The 17,168-nt window shown below is 60.6% G+C and carries 19 protein-coding genes; 10 read left to right on the forward strand and 9 right to left on the reverse strand.

Annotated elements, in window-relative coordinates:
• Positions 1–10 precede the first annotated feature (10 nt).
• The 3 genes from RAE21_RS16165 to gstA are packed head-to-tail and all read left to right on the forward strand — an operon-like array spanning position 11 to position 3,040.
• Positions 11–769: a class II aldolase/adducin family protein gene (locus RAE21_RS16165; protein WP_313882239.1), complete on the forward strand. Its 759-nt coding sequence runs from the start codon at positions 11–13 to the stop codon at positions 767–769.
• 6 nt (positions 770–775) lie between these two features.
• Positions 776–2,401 carry a GMC family oxidoreductase gene (locus RAE21_RS16170; protein WP_313882240.1) on the forward strand — a complete coding sequence of 542 codons (1,626 nt, stop codon included), beginning with the start codon at positions 776–778 and terminating at the stop codon, positions 2,399–2,401.
• A 30-nt stretch (positions 2,402–2,431) separates the two neighbouring features.
• Positions 2,432–3,040: a glutathione transferase GstA gene (gene gstA, locus RAE21_RS16175; protein WP_313882241.1), complete on the forward strand. Its 609-nt coding sequence runs from the start codon at positions 2,432–2,434 to the stop codon at positions 3,038–3,040.
• 211 nt (positions 3,041–3,251) lie between these two features.
• Here the strand turns inward: gstA and RAE21_RS16180 are convergent, their stop codons facing one another.
• From RAE21_RS16180 to RAE21_RS16205, 6 genes are all read right to left on the reverse strand, one after another.
• The gene (locus RAE21_RS16180) at positions 3,252–3,710 is read right to left on the reverse strand and encodes a hypothetical protein (protein WP_313882242.1); all 459 of its coding nucleotides are present in this window, start codon (positions 3,708–3,710) and stop codon (positions 3,252–3,254) included.
• 53 nt (positions 3,711–3,763) lie between these two features.
• Positions 3,764–4,990, reverse strand: coding sequence for a YbfB/YjiJ family MFS transporter (locus RAE21_RS16185; RefSeq protein ID WP_313882243.1), 1,227 nt, complete (start codon positions 4,988–4,990; stop codon positions 3,764–3,766).
• Positions 4,990–6,564 (reverse strand): methyl-accepting chemotaxis protein, encoded by a 1,575-nt coding sequence (locus tag RAE21_RS16190; protein WP_313882244.1) that lies wholly within the window; start codon positions 6,562–6,564, stop codon positions 4,990–4,992. Before RAE21_RS16190 ends, RAE21_RS16185 begins: the two co-directional genes overlap by 1 nt.
• 166 nt (positions 6,565–6,730) lie before the next feature.
• Entirely contained in the window at positions 6,731–7,069 is a 339-nt protein-coding gene (locus RAE21_RS16195) for a YnfA family protein (protein ID WP_313874615.1), read from the reverse strand.
• 87 nt (positions 7,070–7,156) lie between these two features.
• Positions 7,157–9,412 carry a heavy metal translocating P-type ATPase gene (locus tag RAE21_RS16200; RefSeq protein WP_313882245.1) on the reverse strand — a complete coding sequence of 752 codons (2,256 nt, stop codon included), beginning with the start codon at positions 9,410–9,412 and terminating at the stop codon, positions 7,157–7,159.
• Positions 9,413–9,445: 33 nt separating this feature from the next.
• A complete protein-coding gene (locus tag RAE21_RS16205) occupies positions 9,446–9,901 on the reverse strand; it encodes a GNAT family N-acetyltransferase (RefSeq protein WP_313882246.1) in 456 nt (151 codons plus the stop codon).
• A gap of 145 nt (positions 9,902–10,046) precedes the next feature.
• Here RAE21_RS16205 and RAE21_RS16210 point away from each other — a divergent pair, with 145 nt between their 5' ends.
• From RAE21_RS16210 to RAE21_RS16225, 4 genes are all read left to right on the forward strand, one after another.
• Positions 10,047–10,244, forward strand: a complete 198-nt coding sequence (locus RAE21_RS16210) for a heavy-metal-associated domain-containing protein (RefSeq protein ID WP_313868156.1) — start codon at positions 10,047–10,049, stop codon at positions 10,242–10,244.
• Positions 10,228–10,680: a Cu(I)-responsive transcriptional regulator gene (cueR, locus tag RAE21_RS16215; protein WP_313882247.1), complete on the forward strand. Its 453-nt coding sequence runs from the start codon at positions 10,228–10,230 to the stop codon at positions 10,678–10,680. The genes RAE21_RS16210 and cueR overlap by 17 nt, the downstream gene beginning before the upstream one ends.
• A gap of 137 nt (positions 10,681–10,817) precedes the next feature.
• The gene (locus RAE21_RS16220) at positions 10,818–11,009 is read left to right on the forward strand and encodes a YgaP family membrane protein (protein ID WP_313882248.1); all 192 of its coding nucleotides are present in this window, start codon (positions 10,818–10,820) and stop codon (positions 11,007–11,009) included.
• A 145-nt stretch (positions 11,010–11,154) separates the two neighbouring features.
• On the forward strand, positions 11,155–11,709 hold the full coding sequence (locus RAE21_RS16225; RefSeq protein ID WP_313882249.1) for a glycine zipper domain-containing protein: 555 nt from the start codon (positions 11,155–11,157) through the stop codon (positions 11,707–11,709).
• Positions 11,710–11,712: 3 nt separating this feature from the next.
• Here the strand turns inward: RAE21_RS16225 and RAE21_RS16230 are convergent, their stop codons facing one another.
• Both RAE21_RS16230 and RAE21_RS16235 read right to left on the reverse strand, forming a co-directional pair.
• Positions 11,713–12,603 carry a dienelactone hydrolase family protein gene (locus RAE21_RS16230; protein WP_313882250.1) on the reverse strand — a complete coding sequence of 297 codons (891 nt, stop codon included), beginning with the start codon at positions 12,601–12,603 and terminating at the stop codon, positions 11,713–11,715.
• A gap of 88 nt (positions 12,604–12,691) precedes the next feature.
• Complete coding sequence (locus RAE21_RS16235; RefSeq protein WP_313882251.1) at positions 12,692–13,627, reverse strand: recombination-associated protein RdgC; 936 nt, start codon at positions 13,625–13,627, stop codon at positions 12,692–12,694.
• A gap of 150 nt (positions 13,628–13,777) precedes the next feature.
• On the opposite strand from RAE21_RS16235, the gene RAE21_RS16240 reads away from it, so the two are divergent.
• The 3 genes from RAE21_RS16240 to RAE21_RS16250 all read left to right on the forward strand — a co-directional run bounded on the left by RAE21_RS16240 (position 13,778) and on the right by RAE21_RS16250 (position 15,375).
• Entirely contained in the window at positions 13,778–14,263 is a 486-nt protein-coding gene (locus RAE21_RS16240) for a Spy/CpxP family protein refolding chaperone (protein ID WP_313882252.1), read from the forward strand.
• An 84-nt stretch (positions 14,264–14,347) separates the two neighbouring features.
• Positions 14,348–15,160, forward strand: coding sequence for a DUF2189 domain-containing protein (locus tag RAE21_RS16245; protein ID WP_313882253.1), 813 nt, complete (start codon positions 14,348–14,350; stop codon positions 15,158–15,160).
• On the forward strand, positions 15,160–15,375 hold the full coding sequence (locus RAE21_RS16250; protein WP_313874633.1) for a DUF2788 domain-containing protein: 216 nt from the start codon (positions 15,160–15,162) through the stop codon (positions 15,373–15,375). Before RAE21_RS16245 ends, RAE21_RS16250 begins: the two co-directional genes overlap by 1 nt.
• 7 nt (positions 15,376–15,382) lie before the next feature.
• Here RAE21_RS16250 and RAE21_RS16255 read toward each other — a convergent pair whose 3' ends face one another.
• On the reverse strand, positions 15,383–16,942 hold the full coding sequence (locus RAE21_RS16255) for a sensor domain-containing diguanylate cyclase (RefSeq protein WP_313882254.1): 1,560 nt from the start codon (positions 16,940–16,942) through the stop codon (positions 15,383–15,385).
• Positions 16,943–17,168: the final 226 nt, after the last annotated feature.

The raw sequence follows: 17,168 nt of genomic DNA on the forward strand, positions 1-17,168 counted from the left end.
GGAGGCATCCATGCCCGCTTCATCCGTGCAAGCCCAAGTCAGTGCGCAAGAGTGGCAGCTGCGCCAGGATCTGGCTGCTTGCTACCGCCTGGTTGCCCATTACGGCTGGAGCGACCTGGTGTTCACCCACATCAGTGCGCGCATACCGGGCCCGGATCACCACTTCCTCATCAACCCTTACGGATTGATGTTTGATGAAATCACTGCGAGTAGTCTCGTCAAAGTGGACCAGCATTGCAATAAGCTGAATGACTCACCCTACTCCGTCAATCCGGCCGGTTTTGTGATTCACAGCGCGATCCATGAAGCGCGGGAAGACGCCGGTTGCGTGCTGCACACCCACACCCGGGCCGGTGTCGCTGTCAGTGCCCAAAAGGATGGCGTGCTGCCGTTGAGCCAGCAATCGACCTTTGTGCTGGCGTCCTTGGCTTACCACGACTATGAAGGCGTCGCCTTCCGCCCGGACGAGAAGCCGCGCTTGCAAGCCGACCTCGGGCAAGCCAATTTCATGGTGCTCCGTAACCACGGCTTGTTGGTGGTGGGTAAAACCATTGCCGATGCTTTTTTGAGCATGTACACCTTCGAGGCCACCTGCCAGATCCAACTCGCCGCCCAATCGGGCGGTGGCGCCCTGACCCATGTCGACCCGCGCATTGTGAGCGGTGTGGCCGAGTCCATGCGGGTGCAAACCGGCGGGCTGGGTGGCGCATTTGTCTGGCCGGCGCTGCTGCGCAAACTGCAACGCATAGACCCCGGCTACCTGGATTGAGACCGTATGAACCCCACAGAATTTGACTACATCATCGTCGGCGGCGGCTCTGCCGGCTGCGTGCTCGCAGGCCGATTGAGCGAAGACCCGAACACCACCGTCTGCCTGCTCGAAGCCGGTGGCCCGGACACCAGCGCCTTTATCCATGCACCGCTGGGCTTTGCAGCCACCGCCCCGCTCGGCATCTTCAACTGGAACTATGAAAGCGTGCCGCAACCCGGCTTGGGCGGGCGTCGCGGCTTCGCGCCACGCGGCAAAGTGCTGGGGGGCAGCAGCTCGCTCAACGCCATGGTCTACACCCGCGGCAACGCTGCCGACTACGACCGCTGGGCAGACCACGGCAACCCCGGCTGGAGCTACCGAGATGTCTTGCCGTTGTTCAAACAATCCGAAAACAACCAATGCTTCGGCGCCACCGACCTGCGCGGTGTGGGCGGCCCCCTGAACGTGTGCTACCTGCGCAGCCCCAGCCCGCTGAACCAGGCCTTTATTGAGGCGTGCGAAAGCCAGGGCCTGCCCCGCACACCCGACTACAACGGCACCCAACAATGGGGCGTAGCGCCCGCCCAGGTCACCCAAAAAGACGGCGAACGCTGGAGTGCCGCCAAGGGCTACCTCACCCCCCACCGCCATCGCAGCAACCTCACAGTCATCACCCAAGCCCACACCCACAAGGTGCTGCTCGACAGCAGCCACGGTGACCCGCGCGCCACCGGTGTGCAGTACGAGCACAAGGGCCAAATGCACGAGCTGCGCGCCCGCCGCGAGGTGCTGGTCAGCAGCGGCGCCTTCGGCTCGCCGCAGTTGTTGATGCTCTCAGGCATCGGACCGGCAGAGCACCTGCGCCACCATGGCATTCCGGTGCGGCACGCCCTTCCCGGCGTCGGTCAAAACCTGCAAGACCACATCACCACCGTGCTGATCTACCGCACCCAACACCAGCGCGAAACGCTGGGCTTCTCATTCGGTGGCGCGCTTGCGATGCTGAAGTCCATTTTTGAATGGCGCAGCCAGCGCACCGGCTGGATCACCACCAACGTGGCCGAGTCCCAAGGCTTCATGAAAACACGCCCGGAGCTCGACATCCCCGATATCCAGCTCGCGTTTTGCACCGGCATCGTGGACGACCACACCCGCAAGCCGCACCTCGGCCACGGCTACACCCTGCACGTCACCCTGATGCGGCCCAAGAGCCGTGGCAGTGTGACCCTGCAAAGTGCCAACCCCGAGGACGCACCGCTGATCGACCCCGCCTACCTGCAAGACCCTGAAGACCTCGAGGCCCTGGTGCGCGGCACCCAAATGGGCTTGGACATCATGGAAGCGCCGGCCTTGCAGCCCTACCGCGGCAAGATGCTCTACCCGGTGGAGCGCAACAACCGCCCGCAAATCGAGCAGTTTTTGCGCGACCACTCCGACACCGAATACCACCCGATCGGCACCTGCAAAATGGGTCCCGCCAGCGACCCGATGGCCGTGGTGGATGCAAATCTGCGGGTGCACGGCATCCAAGGGCTGCGGGTGGTGGACGCGTCCATCATGCCCGACCTGGTGACCGGCAACACCAATGCGCCCACCATCATGATTGCGGAAAAGGCCGTGCAAAGCATCCGTGCAGCCCATGTCCGCTAGCATGCTGCCTTCACCTACTTAAGGCCCACCATGAAGCTGTACTACTCCCAAGGCGCCTGCTCGCTGGCACCCCATATCGTGATGCACGAAGCCGGCTTGGCGTTTGAAGCCATTTCCGCGCCCACCAAGACCCACCAGTTGCCTGACGGCACCGACTTCTACACGATCAACCCGCTGGGCTACGTGCCGTTTTTGGTCTTGCAAGACGGCCGCAGCCTGCATGAAACGCCGGCCATCGTGCAGTACCTGGCAGACCTGGTGCCTGAAAAGCACCTCGCCCCGGCCAACGGCTCCTTTGAGCGCTACCAGCTGCAGCAGTGGCTCACCTTTATTGGCACCGAGCTGCACAAGAACTTCAGCCCCCTCTTCAACCCGGCAGCGCCCCTCGAAGGCAAAGAGCAAGCCAAACAAACCCTCGCGAAGCGCTTGGCATGGGTGGACGGCGAGCTGGCCGGCAAGGACTACCTGCTCGGCACGACCTTCAGCGTGGCCGATGCCTACCTGTTCACCGTGACCAACTGGGCCCGTCTGGTAAAAGTAGACCTCAGCACTTTTGCCAACCTGTTGACCTACCGGGCCCGCGTTGGCGAGCGCCCCGGCGTACAAGCCGCCATGCGTGCAGAAGGCTTGCTGAAGTAAAACGCAGCGCGCTCAAAAAACCAAGGGCCCTTACGGGCCCTTTTTCATGAAAATGCTACTACTTTGATAGCTGCGAACGCATATTCTGCGGGAGCTAGAGGCAGCTCGGGTAAGGCGCTGCTTCGCCGGGCACGCGCGCACACAGTTTCACCAGCATCAGCCGTGGCAAGCGCTCCGACCACTTGGCGGCATTCAAGGCAATGGGGCCGTGCTACCGGTTGATGGCCCGCTCCATCATCTTGTCACGGAGGTTGTCATTGCCATTCAAATCCAGGGCGTCGTGCAGGTTGCTGCGCACGGCGGGTGCCTGTGCACCTTGGGGTTGCGTGGCGGGTTTGGGGGTGTCGGAGGGCACCACCGTGACATTGCCACCTGTGACGGCGGCCACCTTGGCGCCCGCTTCACAGGGCAGCTCGGTGTAGACCACCTGTTTGCCCTTGATGCACTTTTTCATCTGGCCGGGCAGGTTGTCGGGGCCCTCCGCCTTGGGCTGTGGCGGCATGCGAACCGCGCTGTCCCGCACCGACCCGTTGTCAAACACCACCGGTTTGGGCGGGGCCTCTGGGCGCCACAGAGCCTGCACCCAGGCATCGTCACGGTGGCGCCATGCCGTCATGCCCACCACACCTGCCAACAAAACAATCCCCACGCGCCGGTACCACATCCACACGATTGAGCCTCCCTATATATTTACTATTAAATATATAGCGATGTACGCAGGTTTCACGAGCGCTGCAGTGCTTTTTGACGTATCGCCAGCGCCGCGCCCACCCACAAAGCAGCGGCCGAGAACACCAGCCCCCGCGCCAAGCCACCGGGGCCGTCTGCGATCCAGCCGACCACCGTGGGGCCCACAATCTGGCCGGCCGCAAACACCGTGGTGAACGCACTGATACCCGCTGCCCACGCGGTCGGCGGCAAGTTATGCCGCACCAAGGCGGTAGTGGACGCCACCACCGACAAAAACACCGCGCCAAACAACAAACCCGAGGCCAGTAACGCCGGCCACCACTGGGTGAGCGACGGCAAAACAATGGCCACCCCCAAGAGGGTGTTGAGCGTCGCCAAGGGCCGGCCGTCCTGGTGCTTGTCGAGCAGGCCCGCCCAAATGCGGCTGGAGGCGATCACCGCCGCACCCAAGAGCGCATAAAACACCGTCACCGCCGCAGCCGATGTGCCCTGGGATCGCAGGAGCGCCACCACAAACGTCATGTAGCCGATATAGCCCACCCCAAAAAACGTGTACCCGGCCAGGCCAAAGCGGAAATCCCTCCAGTGAAACTGCTGCGGCCCGCCCGCACCCGCAGGTGCGCCCGGCAGCGCCCAGCGCGACATCACCCGCGCCGGCCACACCAACACAGCGGTACCCACAGCGCAAGCCAAAGCCAGGGCCCACCACGACCACTGCCAGCCATGCGGTTGCGCGGCAAACGCCTCTAACAGCCAAGGCACCATCAGGGCACTCAACACAATGCCCAGGCCGGTGCCACCGTAGTACATGCCCAGCAGCAAACCGTTATGGCGCGGAAAACGTGCGCCCAAGCGGGCTGCGAGCAAACCACCGGCCACAAACACCAGCGCACTCGCCACACCGGCCAACAAGCGCTGCGCCAGCAAGGCCGTGGTATCTGTAAAAAACCCGCTCAGGCCCATGAACACCGAGGCCAGCACCGCGCCGCGCCACAGCACCTCGCCCGGGCCGCGGGTGCGCAACAAACGGGGCGCCCACAGCGCCCCGATCAAGTAGCCCAGCGCGTTGGCCGTGTTCATGGCGCCAGCCAGGGTGTAGCTCCAGCCCAGATCGGTGCGCATGGCTGGCAAAAGCAGGCCATAGGCAAAACGGGTAATCCCCAGAGAAACAGCAGCCCCCAAAGACAAAGCCAGCGCGAGGCACCAGCCTTGAAAAGAGATCGCTACAGGAGTGGCTAAGGGTTGGTCCGCGCCCGCCATCAGGCGGCACTGCCCTGCAAGCGGAACTGGCGCACCACCTGTGCCAAGGCATCAGCCTGCTCGCGCAAGCCCTGGGCTGCGGCTGCGCTCTGCTCCACCAAGGCGGCGTTTTGTTGGGTCGCCTGGTCGATCAGGCCGACTGATTGATTGACCTGCGCAATACCACTGGACTGCTCGGTGGAAGACGAAGAAATTTCGCCAATGATTTCGCCCACGCGCTGCACGCCGTCCACCATTTCTTTCATGGCGGCACCGGCCTCTTCCACCAGCTTGACCCCGCCATCCACCGCGTGCACGCTGGTGCTGACCAGGCCCTTGATTTCTTGGGCCGCTGCGGCGGAGCGCTTGGCCAGCATCCGCACTTCGGACGCCACCACCGCAAAACCCCGGCCTTGCTCACCGGCGCGGGCGGCTTCCACCGCCGCGTTGAGCGCCAGGATGTTGGTCTGGAAGGCGATCGAATCAATCAGCCCGACGATGTCATTGATCTTGCTGCTGCTGGCGGCAATCTCGTGCATGCTGCCCACCGCCTGGGTCACGACCTGGCCGCCACGGGCTGCCAGCTTGTAAGCCGAGTCGGACAACTGGCGCGCTGTCTGTGCCGCGTGGGCGGTTTGCTGCACGTTTTCGGTCAGCTCTGCCAGAGAGCCCACGGTGTCTTGCACGCTGCTGGCAGACTTTTCGGTGCGAATCGACAGATCCTGGTTGCCGGAGGCAATTTCCTGGCTGGCCGTGGCCACACTCTCACTCGCATTGCGCACCTGCGAAACCAGGGCGCTCAGGCCGTCTTGCATCGCCTGTTGGGTGCGCTGCAAATCAGCCACCTCGTCTTTGCCATGCACCACCACCCGTTGCGACAAATCCCCCCCGGCAATCGCCTGGGCCAACAACCGGGCTTGCTCCAAGGGTTGGCAAATCGAGTTCATGTTCAAAATGGTCAACGGCACCACCACCAGCGATGCCACTGCCAGTGCCGCAATAAAGACCCAGCGCACCACCTCGGCCACTTTTTGCTGGTCTTGCACCGACTCTTCGACCTCCCGGTTCAGAATGACTTCTAGCTCTGACACCTGCTTGTCGATCACCAAGAACTCGGCCAGTGCCTTTTGGCTCATGCGGTTGGCAGTGGTGGCAGATTCATAGCCACTGCTCTTGAGCTGCACGGTGACAGGCTCAAACAACTTGGCATAGCTTTGCAAGCGCAAAATCAGCTCACGCACCACCACGTTGTCCGGGTCTTCCTCGCCCTCCAAAAATCCATTGGCGACCTTCTCGGTCTCTGCGAGGTTCTGTTTCCAGCGGGTATAGGCTTTCTCGACCTCGTTGGGGCGCTCGTATTCGATGATCATGTCTTTCTCTGCCATGCGCACCATGGCGAGCGCGCCACGCAGGTGAGACAGGTGCTGCACTTCTGCAAACGAGTGCGACAAGAAATCATCGCTCTGGTCTTTGATCTGCCCCATGCCCCACAGCCCCCCCAAGCCCAACATGCTGAGCAGCGCCAACACCATAGCAATGGCACCCAGCATGCGCAGCCGGATCGTGAATTGGCGCATCATTGTCATCATGGTCATGTGGTGTTCCTCGGGTGTGCCGATCGTGCGTGTTCAGCCATTCTTTCAGAGTCTACGGCGGGCTACAAGCGGCAATCCGAGGCAAAACCCCTGTGTTGCCCGCCATTTCCAACTGCTGCAGCGCTGCAAGAATCCCACAAGGGGCGGTGCCGTGTCTTGACCTACGTCATACCGGCGCGCGCGGCGCCCACACAATCACCGCCATGCCCGCCAGCGCGAGGCCGGCGCCCAGCAGATCCCAGCGGGTCGGCGCAATGCCATCCACCCACCAGAGCCACACCAGTGCAGTGGCGACATACACACCGCCATAGGCCGCATACACCCGGCCGCTGGCTGCGGGGTGCAAGGTGAGCAGCCAAACAAACAAGGCCAATGACGCTGCCGCCGGCAGCAGCACCCACACCGGTGCGCGCTGCTGCAACCACAGCCAAGGCAGGTAGCACCCCACGATCTCGGCGACCGCGGTGAGCACATAGAGACCGGTAGTGAGCAGCAGGGATTGCATGGGCGCCTTGGAGTTTGCTCACATTTTAGGAGCTAACTGCGCACATTCCATGAGCGCCAGAGGCACTTTTTACTACTATTCAGCGGCCTACTTGCCGCCCTTCTCGGGCGTCCAGCGCTTGAGCAACAGCGCATTGGTCATCACGCTCACCGAGCTCAGCGCCATGGCAGCACCTGCCACCACCGGGCTGAGGTAGCCCAGCGCTGCCAACGGAATGCCGGCCGCGTTGTAGGCAAAGGCCCAAAACAGGTTTTGCCGAATCTTGGCCACCGTGCGGCGGCTGATATCCAGCGCTGCGGCCACCAAGAGCGGGTCGCCGCGCATGAGGGTGATGCCGGCCGCATGCATGGCCACATCTGTGCCGCCGCCGTTGGGGTTGGCCATGGCTATGCCCACATCGGCCGCCGCCAACGCGGGCGCATCGTTCACACCGTCGCCCACCATGGCAACCACTTTGCCGCCTGCTTTCAAGGCAGCTACTTTGGCCGCCTTGTCGCCGGGTAGCACCTCGGCCAACACATCTTTGGCATCCAGCCCCAAGCGCTTGGCCATGGCCTCGGCCGCGCCACGGTTGTCGCCGGAGATCATCACAGTCTGGATGCCGCGGGCCTTTAGGGTGGCCAGTGCCTCCTTGGCACCGGGCTTGGGCTCGTCTGCAAACGCGAGCAACGCCAGCAGCTTTGCGCCGCCGGCTTGTTGCTCTGCCATGGCCGACACCGTGGCGCCACCGGCTTGCAAATCGGCCGCCTGCGCCGCGACAGGCGCCATGTCCACCCCCAGTTCCGCCATCCAGCGCAAGCTACCCAGCAATAACGTGCGCTCACCCACTTTGCCTTGGGTGCCACGACCGGCTACTGCTTGCACATCGGTAGGTGCTGTCACCGTGAGTGCTTTGTCTTTGGCCGCTTGCAGCACCGCGCGTGCCAAGGGGTGCTCGCTACCGCTTTGCAAACCGGCGGCCAAGGCCAGTGCTTCGTCATCGGTCAGGCCCACGGGCACCAAAGCGGTCAGGCGTGGCTGACCCACAGTAAGCGTGCCGGTTTTGTCAAAAGCCACCACGTTCACGGTGTGCGCCACTTCCAGCGCCTGGGCGTCCTTGATCAGAATGCCGAACTTGGCCGCTACCCCGGTACCCGCCATGATGGCGGCCGGCGTGGCCAAGCCCAGCGCGCAGGGGCAGGCAATCACGAGCACCGCCACCGCGTGGATCAGCGCCACTTCAAAGCTGTGGCCGGTGAAATACCAGCCCAACAGCGTGACCAGCGCAATCACCAGCACCACCGGCACAAACACCGCGCTCACCTGGTCCACCAGCCGCTGGATGGGCGCTTTGGCGGCCTGCGCGTCCTCCACCAGGCGGATGATGCTGGAGAGCACCGTGTCCACCCCCACCGCGCGTACCTCCAGCACCACGCGGCCTTCGCCGTTGATGCTGCCACCCGTGAGCTTGGCGCCCACCTCTTTGGTGACCGGCAACGGCTCGCCAGTGAGCATGGATTCGTCCACCTGCGTGCGGCCTTCCAGCAGGGTGCCGTCTACCGGAAAGCGCTCGCCGGGTTTGACTGCCAGCTTGTCGCCCACCAATACTTCGGCCACGGGCACGTCCACTTCGCCATCACGGCCGATCAAGTGCGCCGTGTCCGGGCGCAAACCATGCAAAGCGCGGATAGCGGAAGTCGTCTGGCGCTTGGTGCGGGTCTCCAGCCATTTGCCCAACAACACCAAGGTCACCACCACGGCGCTGCTCTCGAAATAAAGGTGCGGCTCCATGACCGCCATCCCGTGGGCCGCGTGTTCCGCTGCGCCCCCCCACAGAAAGCTGAGCCACAGCCACATGGACAAACCCCAGCCCGCTGAGGTACCCAGCGCCACCAGCAAATCCATATTGCCGGCGCGCGCCAGCAGTGCGTGCCAACCGGCTTTGTAGAAGCGTGCGCCCAACACAAACTGCACCGGCGTAGCCAACAAAAACTGCCAGAGTGCAGGCAGCATCCAGTCTTTGCCAAACAGGTCGCCAGCCATGGGCAACACCAGCGGCAGACACAGCGCCAGGCCGATACCGACCGGCCCGAAACCAGCCCAGGCGGATGCATCCTTTGCATCTATTGCCGCGCTAGGCGCCAGCGGCTCGTAGCCCGCATCCCGCACCGCGCGGCGCAGGCGGGCCTCCATGCCGGCATCGTGCACGGCAATGCGGGCGGACTCGGTGGCCAGGTTCACGGTGGCGCTGTCCACGCCGGGCACCTTCTTCAAGGCTTTTTCCACCCGCATCACACACGATGCGCAGGTCATGCCGCCTATGCCGATATCGATGGTCGTGGGGGATGTGTTTTCAGTGCTCATGGCGCAAGCTTAGGGCTTGCCATGGTGGGAAGGTCAAGCGGTTAGCCAACGCATGGGCACAAAAGCAATGCCTTTGGCCTCCACCCGCGGTCCGGCGGCCACAAAGCCGAAGCGCTCGTACACCGGCTGGGCATAGGGCGTGGAGTTAACCGTGAAGTAACCCGGGTTCGCCTCGCCCACCGCTGCACGGGCATGGTCCCACAGCAAACGGCTCAAGCCCCGGCGCTGGAATGACGCGTCCACAAACAAGTAATACAGGTGGCTGCTGTCGCGCACCGCCACCACGCCCGCCAGCGCGTCGTTGTCGACCGCCTTGAAATACGCGAAGCGCGGATCTGCCAGGTAACCGGCTAAAGCGTCGGGCGAAATCGTCTTCAGAAAGTCTTCCGCACCCGCGCCGTCTGGCTGCAAAGTGAAGAACCGGGCCACGCTACCGATCAGGCGGCTGATGGCAGGAGCGTCTTCGACCGTGGCTTTGATGATGTCCAAGTGATCCTCCCCTCTTCAACCCATGGGAAAACAAGCTTACGTGCATTTTTGTGTGCCCAAAGAGCGGCAGGCCACTGACACAGGCGCTTGACCCTCCCACCATGGCAAGGTTCACAATGCTTTTATCTACCTTTCAGGAGTCCCTATGAACCAGACCTTTACCGTCACCGGCATGACCTGCGGCCATTGCGAGAAGGCCGTGACCCGCGCCATCCAGGACGCGGACCCCCAAGCCCAGGTAAAAATCGACCGCAGCGCCAACTTGGTGGAAGTCGAATCCACCCAAGCCCGCGACATCCTTGCCAAGGCGATTGCCGAAGAGGGCTATGCCGTCAAAGACTAAGTCAGCGGCGCTGTCCAGCCAACCCGTCAACATCGGCGAAGCTGCCCGCCAAAGCGGAGTGTCCGCCAAGATGCTGCGGCATTACGAGTCGCTGGGTCTGCTGGGCACCGTCACGCGCACCGACAGCGGCTACCGGCTCTACAGCCCGGCCGATGTGCACACCTTGCGCTTCATCAAGCGCTGCCGCGACCTGGGCTTTTCCATGGCCGAAATCGGGGAACTGGTGGGCCTGTGGCAAAACAAGCGCCGCGCCAGTGCCAACGTCAAGAAGATCGCCCAAAAGCACATGGACGAACTGAGCGAGCGCATCGCCGCCATGCAGGCCATGCAGCGCACTCTCTCCACCCTGCTGCATGGCTGCCATGGTGACGACCGGCCCCAGTGCCCCATCCTCGACGATCTGTCGGGCGAGAGCCATCTGCTATCAAATCCATAGCTACTTGCGCAGGTTTTACGAGCGCTAGCGTGCAAAAATGTCCATAAGTCGTGGCACCGCACCAGTGTGGTCCATAGCACCGACAGTGAGCGCACTCGCCGCTCCAATGAAGGCTTCCACAACTTCTGGAGTGCAGCATGCGTACCAACACCGGCAACGGGGATCGGCTTCTCCGCATTTGGGTGGGCGCCGTGCTGATCGGGCTGGCCGCCACCGACATCATTGGCCCTTGGGGGTGGATCGGCGTCCTGCCGGTGCTCACCGGTTTCATCGGCTGGTGCCCCGCCTACGCTGTGCTGGGCATTAGTACCTGCCCTGCGAAAAACTGATTTGCCAAGTGAAGCGCCCTCGGCCAGACGTAAGCAAGTGGCCGCAGGTGTAAAGACCTGTAATCGGCGTCATCCGGGCAGACATCCACACGTTGAAAGTGCATAAACCGTTACTTTTAACGGTACGGGCCTCGCCCCTTGTTGCATGTTGAACTTGTTTACCCTTCGTCGTGCCTTGACACCTTCCCGTTGGATGGCGGCCCCCCTGATGGCCGCAGCCTTGTGTGCGGCGCCACTGTCGCACGCCAGTGACTGGACGCCTATCCTGGGCGGTGGTGCAGGCGCAGCGGCTGGCGCTGTACTGGGGCAAAGCGTCGGTGGCAAAAACGGTGCCGTGATTGGTGGTGCTATCGGCGGCGCAACAGGTGCGGCCGTGACCTCGCCCGGACGCAACCAGAGTGGCGCCATGATTGGCGGTGCAGTGGGTGGAGCTGCCGGTGCGGCGGTGGGCCAATCGGTCGGTGGCCGTTCAGGCGCCGTGGTGGGGGCTGGTATTGGCGGCGCTGCGGGCACGGGTATCGCACGCGGCATGAATGACCATGTACAAGCAGAGCGTTACGCACAGGGTGGCCCTCGCCACCCGGGTTACCAAACCGGCTACCGCGATGATGACCGTGGCTACCGCAAAGGCTTTGGCCATCACAAGCCGCACCATGGCCACCGCGGCAAAGGCCGCGGCCATGACCGGTTCCGCGACTGAGCCTTAGCTCTTTAAAGTCTGGCTGAAGAATGACAAGGTGCGTTCCCACGCCAGCTTTGCAGCAGTCGCGTCAAAGCGAGGCGTGGTGTCGTTGTTGAAGCCGTGTTGGGTTCCGGCGTATTGGTGCGCGGTGTACCGCGCGCCAGCTGCCTTCAGGGCGGCTTCATACGCGGGCCAAGCGGCATTGATGCGCTCGTCCACCCCGGCAAAATGAATCAACAAAGGCGCTTTGACTTTGACCGCATCCTCTGCCGCCGGGTGGTTGCCATAAAACGGCACGGCCGCTGACAGGCCGGGCAAACGCACAGACAGCGCGTGAGCCACACCGCCGCCATAACAAAAACCCACGGTACCGAGCTTGCCTGTGGAGTCGGGATGGGCTTGCAGCCAATGGGCAGCGGCCACAAAATCTTCAGCTGTTTTCTTTTGGTCCAGCGTCGCAAACAGGTTGCGGGCTTTGTCTTCATCACCGGGGTAGCCACCGAGCGGCGCCAGAGCATCAGGCGCCAGTACCAAATACCCTTCCAATGCAACGCGGCGTGCAATGTCTTCGATATGCGGGTTCAAGCCCCGATTTTCGTGCACCACCAATACCACTGGTAATTTGCCAGTCACACCCGCAGGCCGCACCAGATAGCCCTTGACCGTGTCGTAACCGGCGGCCGATGGCAGCTCCACCGTGCTGGTCAGCAGGCGTTTGTCATCCTTCGGTACCTGCTGTGCCGCCGCAAAGTTGGGGCTGAGCGCCGCCAACAAGCCTGCTGCCGTTAAACCACCGACTGCAAATTTCTGAGCCTTTTCCAAAAACCCCCGCCGGTCCACGATGCCATGCACATAGGCATCAAACAGAATGAGCAGTTCCTGGTCAAAGTCTTGGGCAGTTTTGCGTGACATGCGGTCTCCCTTGAAAAAGCGACAGCGTAGCCGAGCCCGGCAGTGCCCGGGCTGCCGTCAGTCGGAAGCCCCTGCCTGCGTCGCGCCTTTATGGGGCAACGGGCATGCCGGGCATGGAACCCAAGGGGACTTCACCGCCCAGTGCTTCCATCAAATCCGGAATCAGTTGCGATAGCTCACCGGTAGAAATCACGACGTCGGCATCAAAGTTGTCTTCTTTGCGGTCTCCTGCGGCTTTGGGCGAGTCTTCAAATACAGTATCCAGAAAAGTCACTTTCTTTAACTGCAGTGCCTCGGTCAACACGAAAGAGACGCGGTCGTTCCATGTCATGGCCAAGCGGGTCGGCATCTTTCCAAGTGCGATGTGTTGGCTCACCTCTTCGGTGTCCAATGGGTGGCGGGTGTAGCGGACCACGGCCTTGGATTCATCAGATGCCTTGAGTTCACATTCACGGTCTACTGAGAAGTCAGAGGGGGACTCGCGAGTCGACAACCACACCGCCATCGCAGCGGCAGGTGAAATCTGGGTGTTCACCAATTGCACCGCAAAGCCGGGAATCACCTTGATCAGCGCAGTCATGACCTCATCCGCCTTGCTCTGGCTGCCTGCATCCAAAACGAGTAGGCCGTCTTTGGGATCAATCCAGACACCCACACTACCCTGCTTGGTAAACGCCATGGGGAGCAGGGTCAAGCGTGCTTCATCCCGCAGTTCACGCACCTCTTTTTTGCCGGGCTTGCGGCCTGTGCTTACCTCGATCTGTGCGACCTGTTCTTCCACCTTGCGCTTGACCACCGAGCCGGGGACCGACTTCACCTCCATCATGAGTTTGAGTACCCATTGGCCGCCGACCACTTCGACCAGCGGGCCATGGGCTTGTCCACGTGGCTCCACCCAGCCTACGGACTTTTCTTGACTGGCACCGCACTCGACAAAGCGGTCCGGTTGCAAAGCGTCTTCTAAATCAACCTGGGTGACAGACCAGGGTGACGCCAAGCGGTACACGATCACGTTTTTAAACACACAACACCTATCGATTTGTTAATGGAGCATTTTCACGCATCTTTACAAAGCACCATGCTTCCTGCACATCGCAGTTACATGGCCGGACCACACTTGCTCTCAACCTGAACGCGATTCCCGCTGCCAGGTGCACCCCAAAAGGACAAACCTATGAAACCCGCATTCAAAACTTTGGTAGTTGCAGGCTTGTTGGCAACGGCTGGCTTTTCAGCGATGGCACAAAAGCATGGAAATCCTGATGAAGCCATGGGCGGTCGCCCGGGCATGCACCGGATGGATCCCGCAAAAATGGAAGAAATGCACGCCAAGCGCAGCGCTGAACTGAAAGACAAACTCAAGATTACCGCTGCCCAAGAGGCTAACTGGACCACGTTCTCCAATGCCATGAAACCAGCAGCGCGGGCTGACAAGCCCAAAATGGACCGCGCTGAATTGGCGAAGTTGTCGACTCCTGAACGCTTGGACAAGATGAAAGCTATGCGCACAGAGATGACCAGTGAACACAACAGCCGCATGGAACAACGCGACCAAGCCGTAAAGACCTTTTACGCCACCCTGACACCTGAGCAAAAGAAGATTTTCGACACTGAATCTTCCAAGCACAAGGGTGGACACGGCGGGAAGTCCAAGCACTGACCTTGTGAAAGCTTCCGCTTTCAACCATTGAATTGATTTTCGTCAATCGATGACGGGGAGGGGTGCCATAGACTGGTTTGCACTATGGCCCCAACCCCCATTTCTCGCATCATCATTCGCCAAGTGGGTTTCTTGCAACCCTTGGCCTGGCTGGCTATGGGATGGCGGGACCTGCACAGGGCGGGAATTGTCAGCCTGACCCATGGACTAGCACTGACGTTTATCGGAGCCGCGATGGTGGCCTTTGCCCGCCATCAATTTTGGCTTCTGGCGGGGGCACTGAGTGGATTTCTCGTCATTGCACCGGTTCTCGCCACCAGCTTGTACGCACTGAGTCGCGCCCTCGAGCGGGATGAGCCTGCAGATTGGGGCGTGATTTCTCAAACTTGGCTGAATTGGCAAGACCAGCGCCTGAACCGTTGGGGCGAAGACTACTGGCGCATGCTGCGCTTTGGCATCTTGCTGGCCGGTGCCGCCACGACCTGGGTATTGACGTCGGCCGCACTCATTACTTTGTTTGCACCTTCGCCTGTTCACTCGCCCATCGACTTTGTTCACTTTGTCATCTTGGCCAAAGATGGCTGGCTTTTTGAAGTCTGGCTGGCCTTGGGTGCGGTGCTGGCTGCCCCGATGTTTGCATCGACAGTGGTCGCAATGCCTTTGCTACTGGACCAGCAAGTCACACTCAAAACCGCCATATTGACCAGTTGGCGGGTTGTCCTCGAAAACCCGGCAGTCATGGCGTGGTGGGCCGCCCTGATCATTGGCTTCACCTTGCTGGGATTGGCCTCCTTGCTGCTCGGATTGATTCTGGTGATCCCCATGTTGGGCCATGCCAGTTGGCATGCCTACCGGGATTTGGTGCGCGTCGAGCCCTTGTCTGACGAGGCGCCTTGATGCTGGGTTTTTCTGAAGAACAGATTGCCACTTTCGGACTCACGTTCGGAGTCGGCGCCTTTATTCTCTACATGCTGTTCATCATTGCTCAGCTGGCTTGGGAGTCAAAAGCCGGAAAGTTTGGCACCTTTGTCCTGTTCCTGGGGCTTGCTTTCGGCATGGTGGGTTTTATCGCCAAATTCCTGATTCAGTGGTTTCTTACTTCCGCACTGTGAAGCCGCCTCAGGCACCGAGTACCCGGTTTTTACCGGCTCTTTTGGCAAGGTACATCGCCTGATCCGCACGGCGTATCGCCTCAGCCGGTGTTTCACTTTCGGTCATTTGGGCGACCCCGGCACTGAAGGTGATCAACACCTTCTCAGTACCGGCCAGAAAGAACCGTTTGGTCAATTCACGCTGCAGACGGGTCATAGCCTCGATTCCCTTGTCGAGCACCGTATCGGGCAGCAAGATCACAAATTCCTCGCCGCCGTAGCGGGCCAGAGTGTCTTGCGGTCGCATGCATTCACGCGCGACCGTGGCCAAATGGGTGAGCGCGATATCGCCCGTAGCGTGGCCCATCGTGTCGTTGAGCTTTTTGAAGTTATCAATGTCCAACAGTGCCACACTCAACACACTGGCATTCCGCTTGGTGGTTGACACCTCACGAATGAGCGCTTCGTCGAGGCCCTTGCGGTTCAAAGCCCCTGTCAACGCATCATGGCGAGCTTGCAGACTCACGCGGTCCAACTCTTTGTGCAGCTTGGCCAACTCGACTTCGGTTTGCTTGGCGCGCTCTTGCATGGCCCCCAGCTGTTCGCGCGATATCTGACTCTCTTGCGCCATACCGCGGGTAGTACCCACAACATCTTTCAAAACAGGCGCAATGTCTGACAAGTTTTTCGCTTGCTCAATCAAGCGTGCACTTTCTTCCAATTTGCCCTGAAAACTACCGGTGGATTGGGTCATCTGGGCCAAGCGCTCAATAAAGGTCGCCAGCATGGTACGCATTTCGTCCTGCGCCTCCAGCATTTTGAATTTGGCATCTTTTTGCTTGAAGATCACATCGTTGAGCAATCGCTCCAGCTCGTCGATCCGGCGCAAGCTCAGAGGTGGCGTAGACACACTGATCAAGGCATCCATCTGGCCTTTGAGCCATTGCTCATCAATGCTGAGTTCGCCGATATTGACGAACACCAGGTGCAAAAGCTTAAGTAAGCCATTGCGGATTTCTGCCTGATCTTCGGCTGCAAAAGACAAACGGTGACTGTATGCGGACAGCAAGTTTTTGAGGGTCAACGCCTCTGCCTTGGGATCGCGCATGGCTTGCAGCAACTGCTGTGTTTGCTCGCGGAATCGGGCATCATCAGTGTCAAGCGCAGGTTGTGCGTATTCGATCAAACGCGCTATCTGTACAAAAAACTCGCTGGTCAGCGCTGCCGGATTGGGGGTCGCGGCTCCAGTCGCATTCTCTGCGCCTGCCAGTGGAACACTGCCTGACGAATCTGTTGCCACCGTCGACACAAAACCACCATAGCCCACCAAGGCTGTTTTCACACCATCCCAACTCAAGCGATCAATCGCGTAGTCCAGCAAGGCCTTTTGCTTTTGCTGTCCGGGCGTTTTGAGTGGCAAGGACTGCGACAGATCCCGAAGGAAATCCGCCGGGAACGGTTGTATGGACGGAATGCCAGCGATCTCGTTGTAGACCGACTGGTAATTCGCAGGCGTAGGTACCAGCTTTCTGGCGGTGAGTTGCTTCAGCGTTTCTCTGGCAATTTCAAAAGAACGTTTTTCGACCATGCGCAATTCTCTCTTTGACTCACGCCTTTACCAAGCGGGACCTCATTGTCGTTCGAATGGATGGAGAGACATCTCTCCTCTTCGCCATTGTCACTCAGACCGCGAACCTTCGATGAGAATAACTCTGTGCATAAACTTCACAACAACTCAGAGTTATCCACAAAATTTTTGAAAAACTCAAAGTTATTCAAGCTTTGGGTACAACTCAAAAGCAGAGTCACGCACA

Origin of the sequence: Rhodoferax potami (assembly GCF_032193765.1) — a bacterium.
GTDB classification, from domain to species: Bacteria; Pseudomonadota; Gammaproteobacteria; order Burkholderiales; family Burkholderiaceae_C; genus Allorhodoferax; species Allorhodoferax potami.